The 14,429-nt window shown below is 52.2% G+C and carries 7 protein-coding genes; 2 read left to right on the forward strand and 5 right to left on the reverse strand.

Annotated features, from left to right (window positions below; genetic code table 11):
• Positions 1 to 7,041: Ig-like domain-containing protein (locus tag FDW88_RS11735; RefSeq protein WP_137362597.1), on the forward strand; the 7,041-nt coding region annotated here is incomplete at its 5' end.
• Positions 7,042 to 7,106: 65 nt separating this feature from the next.
• A complete protein-coding gene (locus FDW88_RS11740; protein ID WP_370316670.1) occupies positions 7,107 to 7,358 on the forward strand; it encodes a hypothetical protein in 252 nt (83 codons plus the stop codon).
• Positions 7,359 to 7,515: 157 nt separating this feature from the next.
• Here the strand turns inward: FDW88_RS11740 and lapD are convergent, their stop codons facing one another.
• The 5 genes from lapD to FDW88_RS11765 are packed head-to-tail and all read right to left on the reverse strand — an operon-like array spanning position 7,516 to position 14,149.
• Complete coding sequence (gene lapD, locus FDW88_RS11745; protein ID WP_137362598.1) at positions 7,516 to 9,450, reverse strand: cyclic di-GMP receptor LapD; 1,935 nt, start codon at positions 9,448 to 9,450, stop codon at positions 7,516 to 7,518.
• 9 nt (positions 9,451 to 9,459) lie between these two features.
• Positions 9,460 to 10,149 carry a cysteine protease LapG gene (gene lapG, locus FDW88_RS11750; protein ID WP_170974167.1) on the reverse strand — a complete coding sequence of 230 codons (690 nt, stop codon included), beginning with the start codon at positions 10,147 to 10,149 and terminating at the stop codon, positions 9,460 to 9,462.
• Positions 10,150 to 10,154: 5 nt separating this feature from the next.
• Positions 10,155 to 11,048 carry a transporter substrate-binding domain-containing protein gene (locus FDW88_RS11755; protein WP_096755939.1) on the reverse strand — a complete coding sequence of 298 codons (894 nt, stop codon included), beginning with the start codon at positions 11,046 to 11,048 and terminating at the stop codon, positions 10,155 to 10,157.
• Entirely contained in the window at positions 11,032 to 11,964 is a 933-nt protein-coding gene (locus FDW88_RS11760; protein ID WP_137362599.1) for a transporter substrate-binding domain-containing protein, read from the reverse strand. The genes FDW88_RS11755 and FDW88_RS11760 overlap by 17 nt, the downstream gene beginning before the upstream one ends.
• Positions 11,957 to 14,149 carry a bifunctional diguanylate cyclase/phosphodiesterase gene (locus tag FDW88_RS11765; protein ID WP_137362600.1) on the reverse strand — a complete coding sequence of 731 codons (2,193 nt, stop codon included), beginning with the start codon at positions 14,147 to 14,149 and terminating at the stop codon, positions 11,957 to 11,959. Before FDW88_RS11765 ends, FDW88_RS11760 begins: the two co-directional genes overlap by 8 nt.
• Between the last annotated feature and the right edge of the window lie 280 nt (positions 14,150 to 14,429).

Consider the following 14,429-nt stretch of genomic DNA (forward strand, 5'->3'; position numbering starts at 1 on the left):
ACCACGGTGACGCTGGATACCCAGGCGGCGGATGCCATCAGTATTGATACGGTGGCGGATGACAACACCGTCAACCGCAGTGAGTCCCGTATGCCGACGCTGATTTCTGGCGCAGTGACCGGGGATGCGCAGCCGGGTGACCCGGTGGCGGTGCAGGTGAACGGCCAGACCTTTAACGGTGTGGTGGTGACTGATGAACACGGGGCGCTGCGCTATAACGTGGCGGTGCCGACCTCCGCCCTCCACGAAGGCCGCAACGACGTGCAGGTGACCGTCACCGGCGTGGATACGGCAGGCAACACCGCGGTGGCGGTGCAGAACACCACGGTGACGCTGGATACCCAGGCTCACAACGCCCTGACCATCGATGATACGCTGAATTTTAATGAGCTATCGGCGAAAACGCGGACCATTACCGGTACCGTCAGCGGGGAAGATGCCCGGGCGGGCGACCGGGTGGATCTGGTCATCAACGGGCACGACTACCACGGGCGGGTGATCGATCTGGGCAACGGCAGCCTGGGCTACAGCATCGCGGTGGACTCCGCCGCCTTTGCGGACAACAGCGGCAAGGTGCTGAAAGATGTTGATGTGCACGCCAGCGTAGTCTCACAGGATGCGGCGGGTAACGTGGCGGTGGCGGTCAGCACCCACACCGTGCATATCGACAATTACGCTGAAAACCAGGTGCATATTGATCAAGTAGCCGTCGATGACATTATCAATATTAAAGAGTTTTCAGAAAACGGCGGCTTTACGCATATCACCGGAACAGTGACCGGTATTGACGCGAAAGCAGGCGATGTGGTGACGCTGGAGCTGAAAGGCGGATATACCCTTACAACGACGGTGATTGCGCTGGCGGGTGGTGGGTTAGGTTATAGCTTCCCGGTAAACACCCATATGCTGATAATGCATCCGGAGATTAACGTTACTGTGACCTCAAGCGATGCGGCGGGTAACCACGTCACCCATAGCGCGTCAAAAGCTATCGACTCGGATATGTACACACAGTCGCATATCACCATTGATGGCGTGACCGCTGATAACGTCATCAACATCAAGGAGTCGACGGACAATAACGGTCAGACGAAGATCAGCGGCACGGTGAGCGGAGATGCAAAACTGCATGACACCGTTGAGCTGATGATTGATGGTCATCGGTACTCTGGTTTTGTCGAAGCATTGCCTGGCGGGAATCTGGGGTATCACATCCTGGTGGATACCCAGTCGCTGGTTAACGATCCGGTGATTCATGCCCGTATCAACACCACCGATAATCACGGTAACGAAAGCACCGCCACGACAGAACGTACCGTTGGGCTCGATCTCAATGCCAGCGCCAGTATCGGTATTGATACCGTGGCAGGTGATGACATTATCAGTCATGCCGAATCTCTGCTGAACACGACGACGATAACAGGACCGGTCGGTGGCGATGCGAAACCTGGCGATGTTGTGACCTTAACGTTCAACAACCAGACCTGGCACGGTAGCGTGGTGGTGCTGGCGGACGGCTCGCTAGGCTACAGCATTCCGGTGAGCACCAAAAACCTGCCTGATGGTGTCGATCAGAACGTGCATGTTTCAATCTCCACCGTCGATGAACACGGTAATCAGTTAACCGTGTCCCACGATCATACGGTGCATATCGACCTGCATGCGGATGCGAAAATCACCATCGATAAGGTGACCGACGATAATGTGCTGAACCACTTTGAACTGGATAAGCCTAAACAGTTGGTGAGCGGTACGGTGGGCGGCGATGCACAGGTCGGTGATGCGGTGAACATTGAGATTAATGGTTACACGTTTACCGGCAAGGTTATCGACCTGGGTGGGGGTAAGCTGGGTTATCAAATTCCAGTTGATTCGGCTGCATTCAGCAATAACCAGGGTAATCAGGATAAAAATGTCACCTTTACGGCAACGGTGACTTCCCACGATGCGGTGGGTAATGAAGTCACCATCGGCACTTCCCACACTGTTCATATCGACAACCATGCAAGGGCAGGGATCACTGTTGATACCGTAGCGGGTGACGATGTGCTCAATGGTGCAGAGGCTGCTCGACATACCACCGAGGTGATGGGTACCGTTTCTGGCGATGTGAAATTCGGCGATAAGGTGCAGATCATCGTCAACGGGCATACCTACAATACAACCGTACAGCACTTACCTGAACATAATGGCGCACTGGGTTATAAACTGGATGTTCTGACCCGCGATCTGCTTAAAGACCCTCATATTATTGCCCAGGTCAATGGCGTGGATACTCCACACAATATTCAGCATATGCAGACGCCTCACGATCTGACGGTGGATCTGCACGCGAAAGCAATGCTGAGCATCGATCCCGTTACCGGCGATAACCGGGTGAACGGTGATGAATCTCACCAGCCGTTTACCTGGGTAACCGGAAAAGTCGCTGGTGATGTGCACGTCAATGATGTGGTGTATCTGACGGTGAAAGGCCACGTCCTGACAGGGAAAGTTGTCGATCTGGGCGGTGGAGTTCTCGGGTATAGCATCAAGGTCAGCACCGCTGATTTGCTGGCCGACCCGCACTTAACCGCCACCGTCAGCACCACCGATGCGGCGGGCAACGTGGCGAAAGCGGATGCCGAAACGACGGTGATTATTGATACGCGTGTCGACGCAGCAATCAAGATTGATACGGTAACGCCGGATAACACGCTTAACCGCGATGAGCAAATGCAGGGCCATACGCTGGTCAGCGGCACGGTAACGGGCGAAGTGCATCCGGGCGATCCGCTGGTGATGACAATCAACGGGCAGATTTATACCGGGGTGGTGGAAGACCTCGGCGGTAATAAAATGGGCTTCCATATTTCGGTGGCGACGTCCGATATTATCGCCAGCCCACATATCGATGTGTCGATGGATGTCACCGATGCGGCGCAAAACCATGCGCATATTACGGCACACCATAACGTGGGGCTGGATGATAAAGCCTACGCCGCAATCACTATCGATCCGGTCACCGGTGATAAGGTTCTGAACGGTGCTGAGTTGCAGAAAACAACCACCGTAGTGAGCGGGACGGTGGGCGGTGACGCGAAGGCGGGCGATATTGTTCATCTCAATATCGGCGGACATCTGGTGGACACTCAAGTGATTCCGCTGCCGAATTTGGGCGGAACATTAGGCTACAGCGTCGATGTGGCCACCCAGTGGTTGCAGCACGATCCGCATATTACCGCCACCATTACCGCCACCGATCCGCATGGCAATAGTGCCACAGCGCAGGCGCAGGATGTCCTGACGATTGACGACCATGCTGTGGCTACGGTGCACATAAACCCTATCGTTACGGCGGATCACGATTCCGTCATCAACTATAACGAGGCGCATAACCCGCTGACAACCGTCACCGGGACGGTGGGCGGTGATGTGCTGGTGGGCGATTGGGTTGAGCTGACCGTCAACAATCAGGTCTATTACGCCCAGGTACAGGACAGTAACGGGCAGCATACCTTTAGCGCGGATGTCTCCACGCTGGACTTGCTGTTGGATCCGCACATCCATGCGGAAGTGTCGGCCACAGACGCGGCAGGTAACGTGGCATATGGGCATGATGACCGTCCGGTAGTGATTGATACCCATGCCGATGCCAGGATTACGATTGATTCAATGACCACCGGTTTATTGCCCAACATGACGACCCCGCAGGATCTTGCTCCGGGCAGAAAACCTGACTATGTGATTGTCACCGGACATGTTGACCCAGATGCTAAGTTGAATGATGAGGTGATTCTTATTGTTGGGAATGGGATCCGATATACAACCCATGTCATTGAATTACCAAATCACATTCTGGGTTTTCAGGCCTCAGTGAGCACGGGTGATCTCGGTGATAACGGTAATATCACCGTGTCGATTACCACGCATGATGATCATGGTAATACCGCGACGGCAACGGACCACAAACTGATTGATCTGCCATGGACTCACAATCAGGCTGTCAGTGGGAATACGCCGTATATCATGCATAACCCGCCAGCGATCACTACGCCACCAACCGGCACTGGAACGTCAGCGCCGCATCAGCCGCATGTTCATCTGACCGTTGATAAGGTGACGGGTGATGATGTGCTGAACCACGATGAAGCACAAAAAACCACCACGCCGGTGCGCGGGCGGGTGACGGGGGATGTGCATGCCAACGACGTTGTCACCGTCACGGTGAACGGCGTGGACTACCACGGCAAGGTATTTGCGATTCCGGGGCTGTCAGGCGAATTTGGCTACCAGGTTGATGTTCCCTCAAATGTGCTTCAGGCACACCCGACGTTTGATGTCTCTGTTACCGTGACCGAGGGCAATCTGACGGGATCGGATACGCAGCACAAGGTTATTAGCATCGACACCGATAACCCTATCACCATCAACATGAACCCTGTGGCCAGCGATGATGTCATCAATGGCAAAGAAGCGCTTACAGGCAAAACGATGATAACGGGTACGGTTAAAGGCGAAGGGTTACACGATGGCAGCGTGGTGTCCTTGCAGGTCAATGGCAATACCTTAACCACCGTGGTGCATAACAATAACGGCACGCTGGAGTGGTCAAAAGAGGTCAGCATTAATGACCTGCGCATCAACCCGACTATTGTTGCGACCGTAACCGGCACCGATGCGGCCGGGAACACGGTCACCGGGTCGACGGACCGACATCTCATCGTCGATCTGAACGCCGTTGCGGGAGTGACGATTGATAACATCACCGCTGATAACGTGCTCAACGCGCAGGAGTCTGACGTCACTGTGCATCCGATGACTACGGTGACGGGCTCCGTGACCGGCGATGTGAAGTTCGGCGATATCGTAACACTGGAAGTGGACAATCATACCTACACCGCGACGGTTGATAACCAGCTGCATTATTCGGTGGATATCGACACCCAACACCTGAACGCCGACCACTCAATTGTGGCGAAAGTCACTGGTCATGACGTTCACGGTAACGATCAGGACGCCAGCTACACGAAGAACTTTACGCGTGATACCACGGCGGCAGCGACGGTGACCATTAACACCGTCGGCGGTGACGATGTCATTAATGCGGATGAAGTGAAGGCAGGCCAGATTGAAGTCAGCGGCACCGTGGGTGGCGATGTGCATAAAGGCGATAAAGTGCATATCACCGTCAATAACATCACGGTGGATGCCGATGTGGTCGAACTGCCGCATATGAACGGACAACTGGGCTACTCCGCGTTAGTGAGCACCGCTGGTCTGCAAACCGATCCCACTATTTACGTTAGCGTGACGGGTGAAGATGCGGCGAAAAATACCCAGACTGCGAACAGTCAGAAACCGGTGACCATTGACACCAATGTGGTGGCAGAAATTCATCTGGATAAGGTGTCGGATGATGATGTGTTGAATAACGCGCAAACGAAACTTCAGCACACCAAAATCAGCGGCTATGTCACCGGTGATGTTGACGTTGGCGATCTGGTCACCATCAGGGTCGGCGGCAAAGACCTGGTGGCGAAAGTTACCAGCAGCGGCGGTAAAAAAGTGTTTAGCGTCGATGCCAGCACCGTGGATTTGGTCCATGACCAGAATATTACGGCACATGTGACCGCCCATGATGATGCGGGCAACCGTCAGGAAATCGATACTGCGAAAACCCTCACCATTGATCGGGAGGCGAAGGGGACGGTGGATATCGATAACGTCACTGCTGACAACGTCCTGAACCAGCAGGAGCTGCAGGCGCTGAAAACGACGATTACCGGTACTGTGGGAGGGGATGCGCAGAAAGGCGATCCGGTGGTTTTAACGATTGGTAACCGTACATTTAATGGTTCGGTGGACGTGCTGCCAGGCGGCAGGCTGGGCTATCAGATTGATGTGGATACCGATGTATTAAAAGCCAACACCAGTATTGATGCCAAAGTCACTGGTCATGATGCCCCCGGCAACCCGTACAGCATCCACATATCCCATTCTTACGTGGTTGATGATCATGCCGAAGGTACGATTGTCATCAACAACGGTATTGCGGGAGATAACGTAATAAATCAAACGGAATCTCAACACGACACCGTTATTTCTGGCGTCGTTACCGGTGATGCGAAAATGGGGGATAGCGTCACCCTGACGGTGAACAGTTTCTCCACAACGGTGAAGGTGACACAGGATCCGCACAGCAATAAATTGGTTTACGCAGTTGCGGTACCGACCAGCGCGCTGAATGAAGGCGATAACGACGTTCAGGTGAAAACCACGGTTAAGGATGCGGCAGGTAACACGCTGGATGTGACCAATCATAAAACCGTGGTGCTGGATACTCACGCTGATGCCACTATCGTGGTGGATAAAATCACCGGCGATAACCACATTTCGCAGGCAGAGTCGCAGAACGCGATCACCCACCTTACCGGCAGCGTAACCGGCGACGTGCATGATGGTGAACACATTACAGCGCGGGTCAATGGTCATCAGTACGATACGGTTATTCATCTGAATAATAACGAACTGCGTTATGACTTTGCGGTGGATACGTCGACCTTGCGTACCGGCCATAATCGCGTCAGCGTGATGGTTGAGGCGAACGATAACCACGGCAATACCACGACACATGCGCAAATGGCTGATGTCACCATGGAAGATCATGCGCCAGTGAAAGCGCATGCGGCAGACAAGGGACAGCACGCCGCAGCACAGCATGCGCTGCACAATCTGTTTGATGACAGCGCATTGTCTTTGTCATACGCGCCAGCGGCATCCGCGCACGGACAGGCGGCAGCCGTACTGGGTCCTGACGATAAAGCGAAGGCCGTGCTCGATAAAGTCGATCTGAGCGATTTGGCCCGTGAGCTGCATGAAGGCGTTGATATTGCGAAGTACATTCAAAGCGGCGGCGATCATCATCTGATTGCCAGCCCGGCGAAGGTTGCGCATGGCATTGACACGGCAGTCTCCACACCGTTGAGTAGCGATGTGCATGCGTCAACGTACTCGCTGGATCACCTGATCGCCAAACCGGAACAAAATCACTCTCACTAACGGAAGCTGACTGCCCTGTGTAAACGGGGCAGTCACGTCACGACATATTAATCTAAGGCAACAAGATGAATGCTGTTCCACCTGATGAACACGGCACTGAAATAGACAACCAACAGTTCCTGGCCATGCTGCAAAAGAGCGACCTGGAGATGGTGCGCGTACTGGATGACTTGATTTACCTGTTGATCCGTAAAGGCGTTATAGCGATTACCGATCTACCGCCGATGGCGCAGGTTAAATTAATGAATCGCGCGAACGCGCGTCAGGAACTCGGAGGGTTAGAACAACTGCTCGGTAACGATGACCGAATTTTTTAACGGCAACAGACAGCCTGCAGACAACGTAGAAAATGCCCGGTGGCGCAGGCTTACCGGGCCTACAAAAATCATAACCATTTGATTTTATAGGCCAGATAAGCGAAGCGCTATCCGGCAAAAGCAAGCAAAACAACGGTGCCCAGACGGCCTGTTTTCATCACAGCGGTGCGGGCTCGCCTAACAGCTGTCCCATTGCGCCATCCACGCCCAATTCCTGCAACACCTTAAGCTCACCTGCGGTTTCAACGCGCTCGGCAATCAGCGGTAAATCAATACTGCGGGTGGCGTTACAGAGCACTTCAATAAACAAGCGCTTATCTTTTTCTTTGTCGATATGGCGGATATAGCTGCTGTCGATTTTCAGATACGCCAGGCCCCACTGTGACAGATGACCAATCATATCGAAGCGACTGCCGAAGTGTTGCAGGCCCAGCGAGCAGCGATATTGACTTACGGCTTTAACAAACATCGCCATTTGGTTCGGCCCAGGTAGCTGGTTTTCATCCAGCTCGAGAATTAACCGACCGGCCAGCTTTGGTGCGTATTTCAGCGGATTTAACAGGTCGGAAATGGCGCGAGCACTGGTTACTGAACTGCCTGAAATACTCAGCGCTAACTTACCGGGGGCGATTTTCAGCTGATTTAAGGTTAGTTTTAACATGACCTTGTCCAGACGATGGCTCCAGCCAAAGCGGTGGATCCACGGCAGGAAACGACCGGCGTTAATGGTATTGCCCTGCTCATCAACAATGCGCGACAGCACTTTGTAATGCAGGATTTTATCCGGCTGATGACAATCGACCACGGGCTGATACACCAGCTGAAATTGCTGATTCTCCAGCGCGTGCTCCAGACGCACAAACCATAAATGCTGATCTTCGCTCGCTGTGGCGACCTCTGTCGTCGGCACGACCTGGTGGTCGGTATGCGTTTCCGCTTCGACCAGCAGACGATCGGCCTGAATCAACAACGACTGCGGACTGTCTCCGGCGCTGAAGGGCACCATGCTGCAGTAGGCGACCGGCTGTTGATCTGACATTCCGGTGGCATAAAATGCCGTCAGTTTTTGCGTCAGCGAAGTACGCAGTTCCAGCATCTCACCGTGCGTGACGCCGGGGCAGAGCAGGGCGAACTCGCCGCCCCGAATGCGGGCGAGCGTGCTGTCGAGCGGCGCGTATTTGGCTTTGTGTGCATTCAACAGGTTGGCGATATTCAGCAACAGCTTATCGGTATGCGGGCCGCCAAAACGCTGGTTCAGCCCCCCCAAATCCTGAACGCGAACCAACATCAAATAGCCCGGTGCGGTATCCGCATCGCTCAGTCGCGCCTGCAACTGCATATCAAATGCGCGGCGGTTGGCAATACCGGTCTGGCTGTCGAGATAGGCTTCATTGTGCAGGCGCTCGCTGTAGATAGCCTGCTCTTCAAAGAGTGATTTCAGCTTGGTCGCCATCAGGTTCATGGCTGCGACGACCCGGCGCAGTTCCGGCGTTTTTGGCAGTTCAGGCAGCGTCAGGAATTCGCGACGGGTAATCGCTTCTGATTGTTTCGCCAGATAGTTGAGTGGGCGCAGCAGTTTACGCAACAGCATAACTCCCGCCAGCAGGCAGGCCAGACTGCAGGACAGCATCCACACCAAATTGCCTACAGTGCTGCTCCACAAACGTTGCACCGCAAAGATGGGGTCACTGGTGACCTCCACGCGGGCGGCCTGTTGCCAACCGCGCATAATGGTGGCATTGCCCGTTTGCGGGACCACATCTACCAGATCCACAAACCAGCCGGGTACATCCGGGATCGACGCCGCCGCGTGACGTTCCAGCATCGTTGTACCGTTGGTCAGATCGACGATGCGGATTTTTTGATAGTAACCACTATCAAAAATAGAGCTCACCATCAGCTCGATCATCGCCGGATCGTTGACGTTCGGTGTGAGTGAAACCCCCAGAGCCGTTGCCGCATCCTGGGCATGCGCCAGCAGCTGGTTGTTGTATTGATGGCGGGAGCTTTCCAGCGTCACAATAAAACTGCCGCTGAAGACAATCATCATGAAAAGAGAAATAGAAAAAAGTAACTGTTTAAAAAGTGACACTGACGTTCCCTATTTATCTATCGGGAAGCCTTCTTCCCGCATTTTGGTGAATACTTGCTGCCAGCGAGAAAGTCTCTTGCTGTCCCCAATACGTTTTGTGTTCTGGTTGCCCGGCAGCCACAGGCCGCTATCGTTAAATGAGTACACCGGTAATAAATCCTGACGCTGGCTGGCCGGTGAAAGGGTGTTTGTCAGACTATCGAGAACCAGAGGGATGGCGTCAGGCGTGGCATACCAGGTCAGTACCATATGTGCGCGGTTTAAACGTAGGGCTTTAACGTAAGTGATACGCAGCTTCTCTTCGGAAACGCCCAACTGCCGCAGCGTGAAATATTTCGCGATGGCGTAGTCTTCGCAGTCCGCTTTACCCTGGCGCAGGGATTCCACTGGCGTCGCCCAGTAATCGACGTTGTGCCAGACGTCGCTATCCTCGGCGTAACGGAGCTGGGTATTAAAAAACAGATTTACCGCGCGCAGCTGTGTTTGCTCATCGGCATGATGCAGTTGAATTAAAAGCTGTTGCCAGGCATTGATGCGCTGTTGTGCCGCAGCGCTGGCGGGGCCATAGAGGGCATCGGACTTCTGCATGATGGTGGCAAAATCCCACGCCGCGCGCAGCGAATTGACCATCAATAGCAACAACAGCGCCCCTGGGATCTGCCAGAGGCGAAGTAAGCGAGTGAGTGAACAGACGCTTATTTTTTTCAAGGGTGATGCTGACACGGTGTAGGAGGTTGATTTCCCGTATGTTTACAGGCATAAGGCGCCAGCCATTTTTTGCGCAGCTGTACATTAATAGGGGAAGCAAAAATGGTTTTCAGTGAACTGTCGATGAACGCCACAAACTGCGGATCGTTTTTGCGCATCATAATGGCATAGTGCATATCCGCGCCGATGGTTTCGGCCGACACGCTAAATGTGTCAGGCAGTTCACTCTGATTAATCAGCGGCCAGGCCAGGATATCATCGATAAACAGCGCTGCAGATTCATTCTGCGCCATTTTATTAAACGCCCCGTTTATCGTGGTAGTGGTTATTGTTGAAATATTAAGATGCTGTTCCCGGTTCGCCTTATTGAATTCCAGCAAATCTTTTGAACTACCTGTCAGGCTAACCGTTCGTCCTTTTAAGTCAGCCAGGGAATGGATATTGTTTTTACGTAAAGAGATGATGCGCATTTTCGCGATGTAGTAGTTAACGGAAAATGAAACGCTGGAGGTCCGCTCTGGCGCGTTAGTATTTACGCCACAGTCCATGTCTATTTTACGTGTTTTTAATGCAGAAAAGCGTTCCGCAAAATTCACCGGAATATAATGAATGGTTAAGTTATTGAGCTTGAGATACTGCCGCAGTTTGTCCGCAATCAGGTTACACACCGCAATGGTATACCCCGTTACCTTGCCGTTTTGGTCGGTAAAGGAAAACGGCGGCAGCTGGCGATAACCCACGTTCAGTACGCTGCTGATTTGTATGTGTTCCAGCGTGGCGGCATTCTGCTGCGCCATCAACACAGGGGACACGGTGAGGCCAGCCAGTAAAATCAGCCCCTGCGCCACACGTTTTATCCGGGCCATCTCATGCTTAATTATATTTTTCATAATCAAAACCGATCTTCTTTTTTGCTGACGTTAATGCTTTCAGATTATCTGACATGGGAATATTTAAATTGATGGCTTTCGGCGGTATTGGAGACTGAAACCATTTATTGTACAAGGTCGTAAACTCACCGCTGGTCATCAGAGAAGATAACGTGTCATCCACAAAAGCTTTAAATTCTTTATCGTGTAAAGGGATCAGCAGTCCCGCCGGAAGTGGCGCACTGAGCGCAATACGGGATAGCATATATTCATCCGGGTTGGCGGCCTGCGCAATCATCCCTTTTAATAATACAGTGCTGGAAATCAGCGCCGGATAGGCGCCGCTCTGAACGCCATTGAAGGCGACGTTGTTGTTAGTATCCAGCTCAATATTAATGTTAAGCGCGTTGGCGGTATTAATTTTCTGTAGTTGCTCAACGTAAACTGTGCCGCTTTTTACCAGCACGCTGTGCCCGGAAAGTGCTTGTAGATTGCCATTATAATCATTCCTACGCATCACATAGCGAGTGCTGGAAAAGTAAAATGGCAATGAGAATTCGCTAATGCTGTGGCGACCCTTCGAATAAAAAGCCGGAATGCACATGATATCGGCCATGTGTTTTTTAATGAGCACAAACTGAGATGCCGAGTTTGCGCGCACCCATTGCGTTTTCAATGTTTTAAGCTGTAGTTTGGTTTTCAGCGCAGCGACGATATTTTTACAGATATCAATGGAATAGCCAGCAGGTGACGTGCCTTCCTGGTACGAGAAAGGAAAGGCATCATCCTGGTAACCGAGGGTGATAGTTTTCATACTGGCAATCTTCTCCAGCGTGCGCTGCTCGGGCGAAAAATCCGTCGCGCAGCGTGCAGAGAAGGGGATTAACAGCGCAGCGGCAAGCACAATACGCGTTGCCAAACGCAGGCGATTAGTCATGCATAACCTCTTCTGCAAGGGCTTCATCGGCAAAAGCAGACAACACGTCACGCTCGCGTAGCGGATAGCTGAAGAAATATCCCTGCACATGTTGGCACTTAATTTTGCGCAAAATGTTGCGCTGGAGCGGTGTTTCCACCCCTTCCGCGGTGACGGAGATATTGTACTTTTGCGCGAACTGGATAAGCATCACAATCAAGTACTGGCTGGCATTATCCTGCTCTAATTTATCGATAAGCGTGCGGGCAATCTTGATGCGCGTGAAGGGATAGACCAGCAAATAGTCCAGCGCGGCGTAGCCTGTTCCCAGATCGTCCATTGCGATGTCGATCCCCATCGCGCGGATCTCTTTCAGTACCGGGAGGGCAATAGACTGATCCAGTTTCTCGGATTCGGTGATTTCAATTTCGAGTCGATTGGCTGACAGTTGGCTGGTGCGTAACGCTTCTTTGATGACGTCGACCAGCCCTGGGCTGTGTAGCTGGTTGGCTGACACATTGACGGCAATGCGGATGTGTTCCGGCCATTTTGCGGCGACGGCGCAAGATTGGCGAATGACCCATTCACCTAAACGCACAATCAGGCCCGAGCTTTCAGCAATATTGATAAAGTAATCCGGGTAAATCAGCCCTTTCGTCGGGTGATTCCAGCGGATCAGCGATTCGTAGCCGTGAACCGTTTCATCCTGCAGATTAACGATGGGCTGGTAGTAAAGTTCGAACTGCTCGTTATCAATACCATCAATAATTTCCTGATTAATGAACAGGCTGTGGCTCTGTTTCATCACCATGCCGTCTTCGAAGAAATGGAAGCAACCACGGCCATGGTGCTTGGAGGCATACATGGCCAGATCGGCATTGATCATCAATGTTGAGGTATTATTGCCCTGATTAGGGGCGCTGGTAATGCCAATGCTGCAACTGATAGAGAACGTGTGGGTGCTCCAGCTAAACGGTGTGCTCAGCGCGCGCAGAATACGTTTCGCCAGCCGGTTCGCCTCTTTAACGGCGTTGTCGCTGACCTGTTGCAGAATCGCAAACTCATCCCCGCCCAGACGTGCCGCCATATCGTTTGGCCCCAGCAATAATTGCAGGCGCTGCGCCACGTTGATTAACACTTCATCGCCGGCTTTATGGCCGAAGGTGTCGTTTACCGGCTTGAAGTTGTCGAGGTCAATCAACAGCAGGTTGAACGGTTTCTCTGCCTGCTGGACTTCACTGACGCGTTTATCCAGCGCCAGTCCGAAAGAGACGCGATTGGGTAAGCCTGTCAGCGAATCATGATGGGCCATATGCTCCATCTTTTGCGACATTTCATGCATGCGCTGTAGATAGCCGCGTTCTTTCATCGCGACGCGCAATTTTTCAATGGCGCTGGCGAGATGTCCAATCTCATCATCCTGGTCAAGATAGGGGGTGACAGAGTCGGTTTCTTCGCGGGCAATGCGGGTAATGGAGTTAATCAGCAACGGAACCGGGCGGAACAGACGGCGCATGAACAGCGTCACCAGCGTCAGCGTTGCCAGTAAAATGAGGACGAAAATGATACTGCTTTTTTTCAACATCGCATCATAGGCAGCGTACAGATCACTCTTCTTACCAATGCTGCTTATCAGGCTGCCGAGGATTTCACCTGAGGGCGTCAGAACAGGGACGGCGCTGATGAAGCACGCTTCGCCGTTGATCTGGGCAAATCCGATATAGTCATTGACCAGCACATCACGTGGCAAACGCCCGGCGAAGGAGATTACCCCGTCGCCCTCTTCAGACTTATTGTTGATGCCCACGAAACCTTTATCGGGCGTATACAGGAACATCCAGGTGGGATTGTGTGTTTGCGCTGAGGCCAGTGCCAGAACGTCTACCGGGTTGTAGCCGGTCTGAATAATGGAGTCGGTATCGCCAAGCTGTCTGTCCGAGACAATACGGGATATTTGCCCCGTGTCGCGGGTTTCAACCGAAACGGTGGTATACACGCTGCGGATGATGTAGGTCATGATCTGGGCGTTGGCTTCTGCTCTCTGTACCCACTGCTGATAAGAAAAGTTGTCGATCAGACTCCAACTGGTAAAGGCACCAGCACCAAACGCAATAATGATCCCCGCCAGCAAAAACTGTGTTATTTTGCCGGTGATCGAATGTTGCCATCCTTTTATTGCCTTTAGGGAAAACAGAGACGTGGCCACGGATTCTTTTTAATTCCTGAAAATACACATATATGCTGAATTAAATTTCTTTTATGACTTAATGAAATAACAGTATGGGTATTTTTGTTACAAGTAAGTAGATGAAAGGTGTGAAACTCTCAGGTACAACATTTAATTAACACTGGAGCTGAATAGCTAACGATAAAATAACGGTGTATAAATATAAGGATCGCTGTACATTTCGTCAACAGGTAAAAATGTACATTAAAACACAATTTCATTCAGTGGTGATGTGTCATGTTAATGTTGACATTAATGC

Origin of the sequence: Citrobacter sp. wls829 (genome assembly GCF_005280825.1) — a bacterium.
GTDB classification, from domain to species: Bacteria; Pseudomonadota; Gammaproteobacteria; order Enterobacterales; family Enterobacteriaceae; genus Citrobacter; species Citrobacter gillenii.

Excerpts from the sequence above, each read along its gene's own strand:
- FDW88_RS11740 (WP_370316670.1), top strand. The coding sequence starts at position 7,107 with ATGAATGCTGTTCCACCTGATGAACACGGCACTGAAATAGACAACCAA.
- FDW88_RS11755 (WP_096755939.1), bottom strand. The coding sequence starts at position 11,048 with ATGAAAAATATAATTAAGCATGAGATGGCCCGGATAAAACGTGTGGCG.
- FDW88_RS11760 (WP_137362599.1), bottom strand. The coding sequence starts at position 11,964 with ATGACTAATCGCCTGCGTTTGGCAACGCGTATTGTGCTTGCCGCTGCG.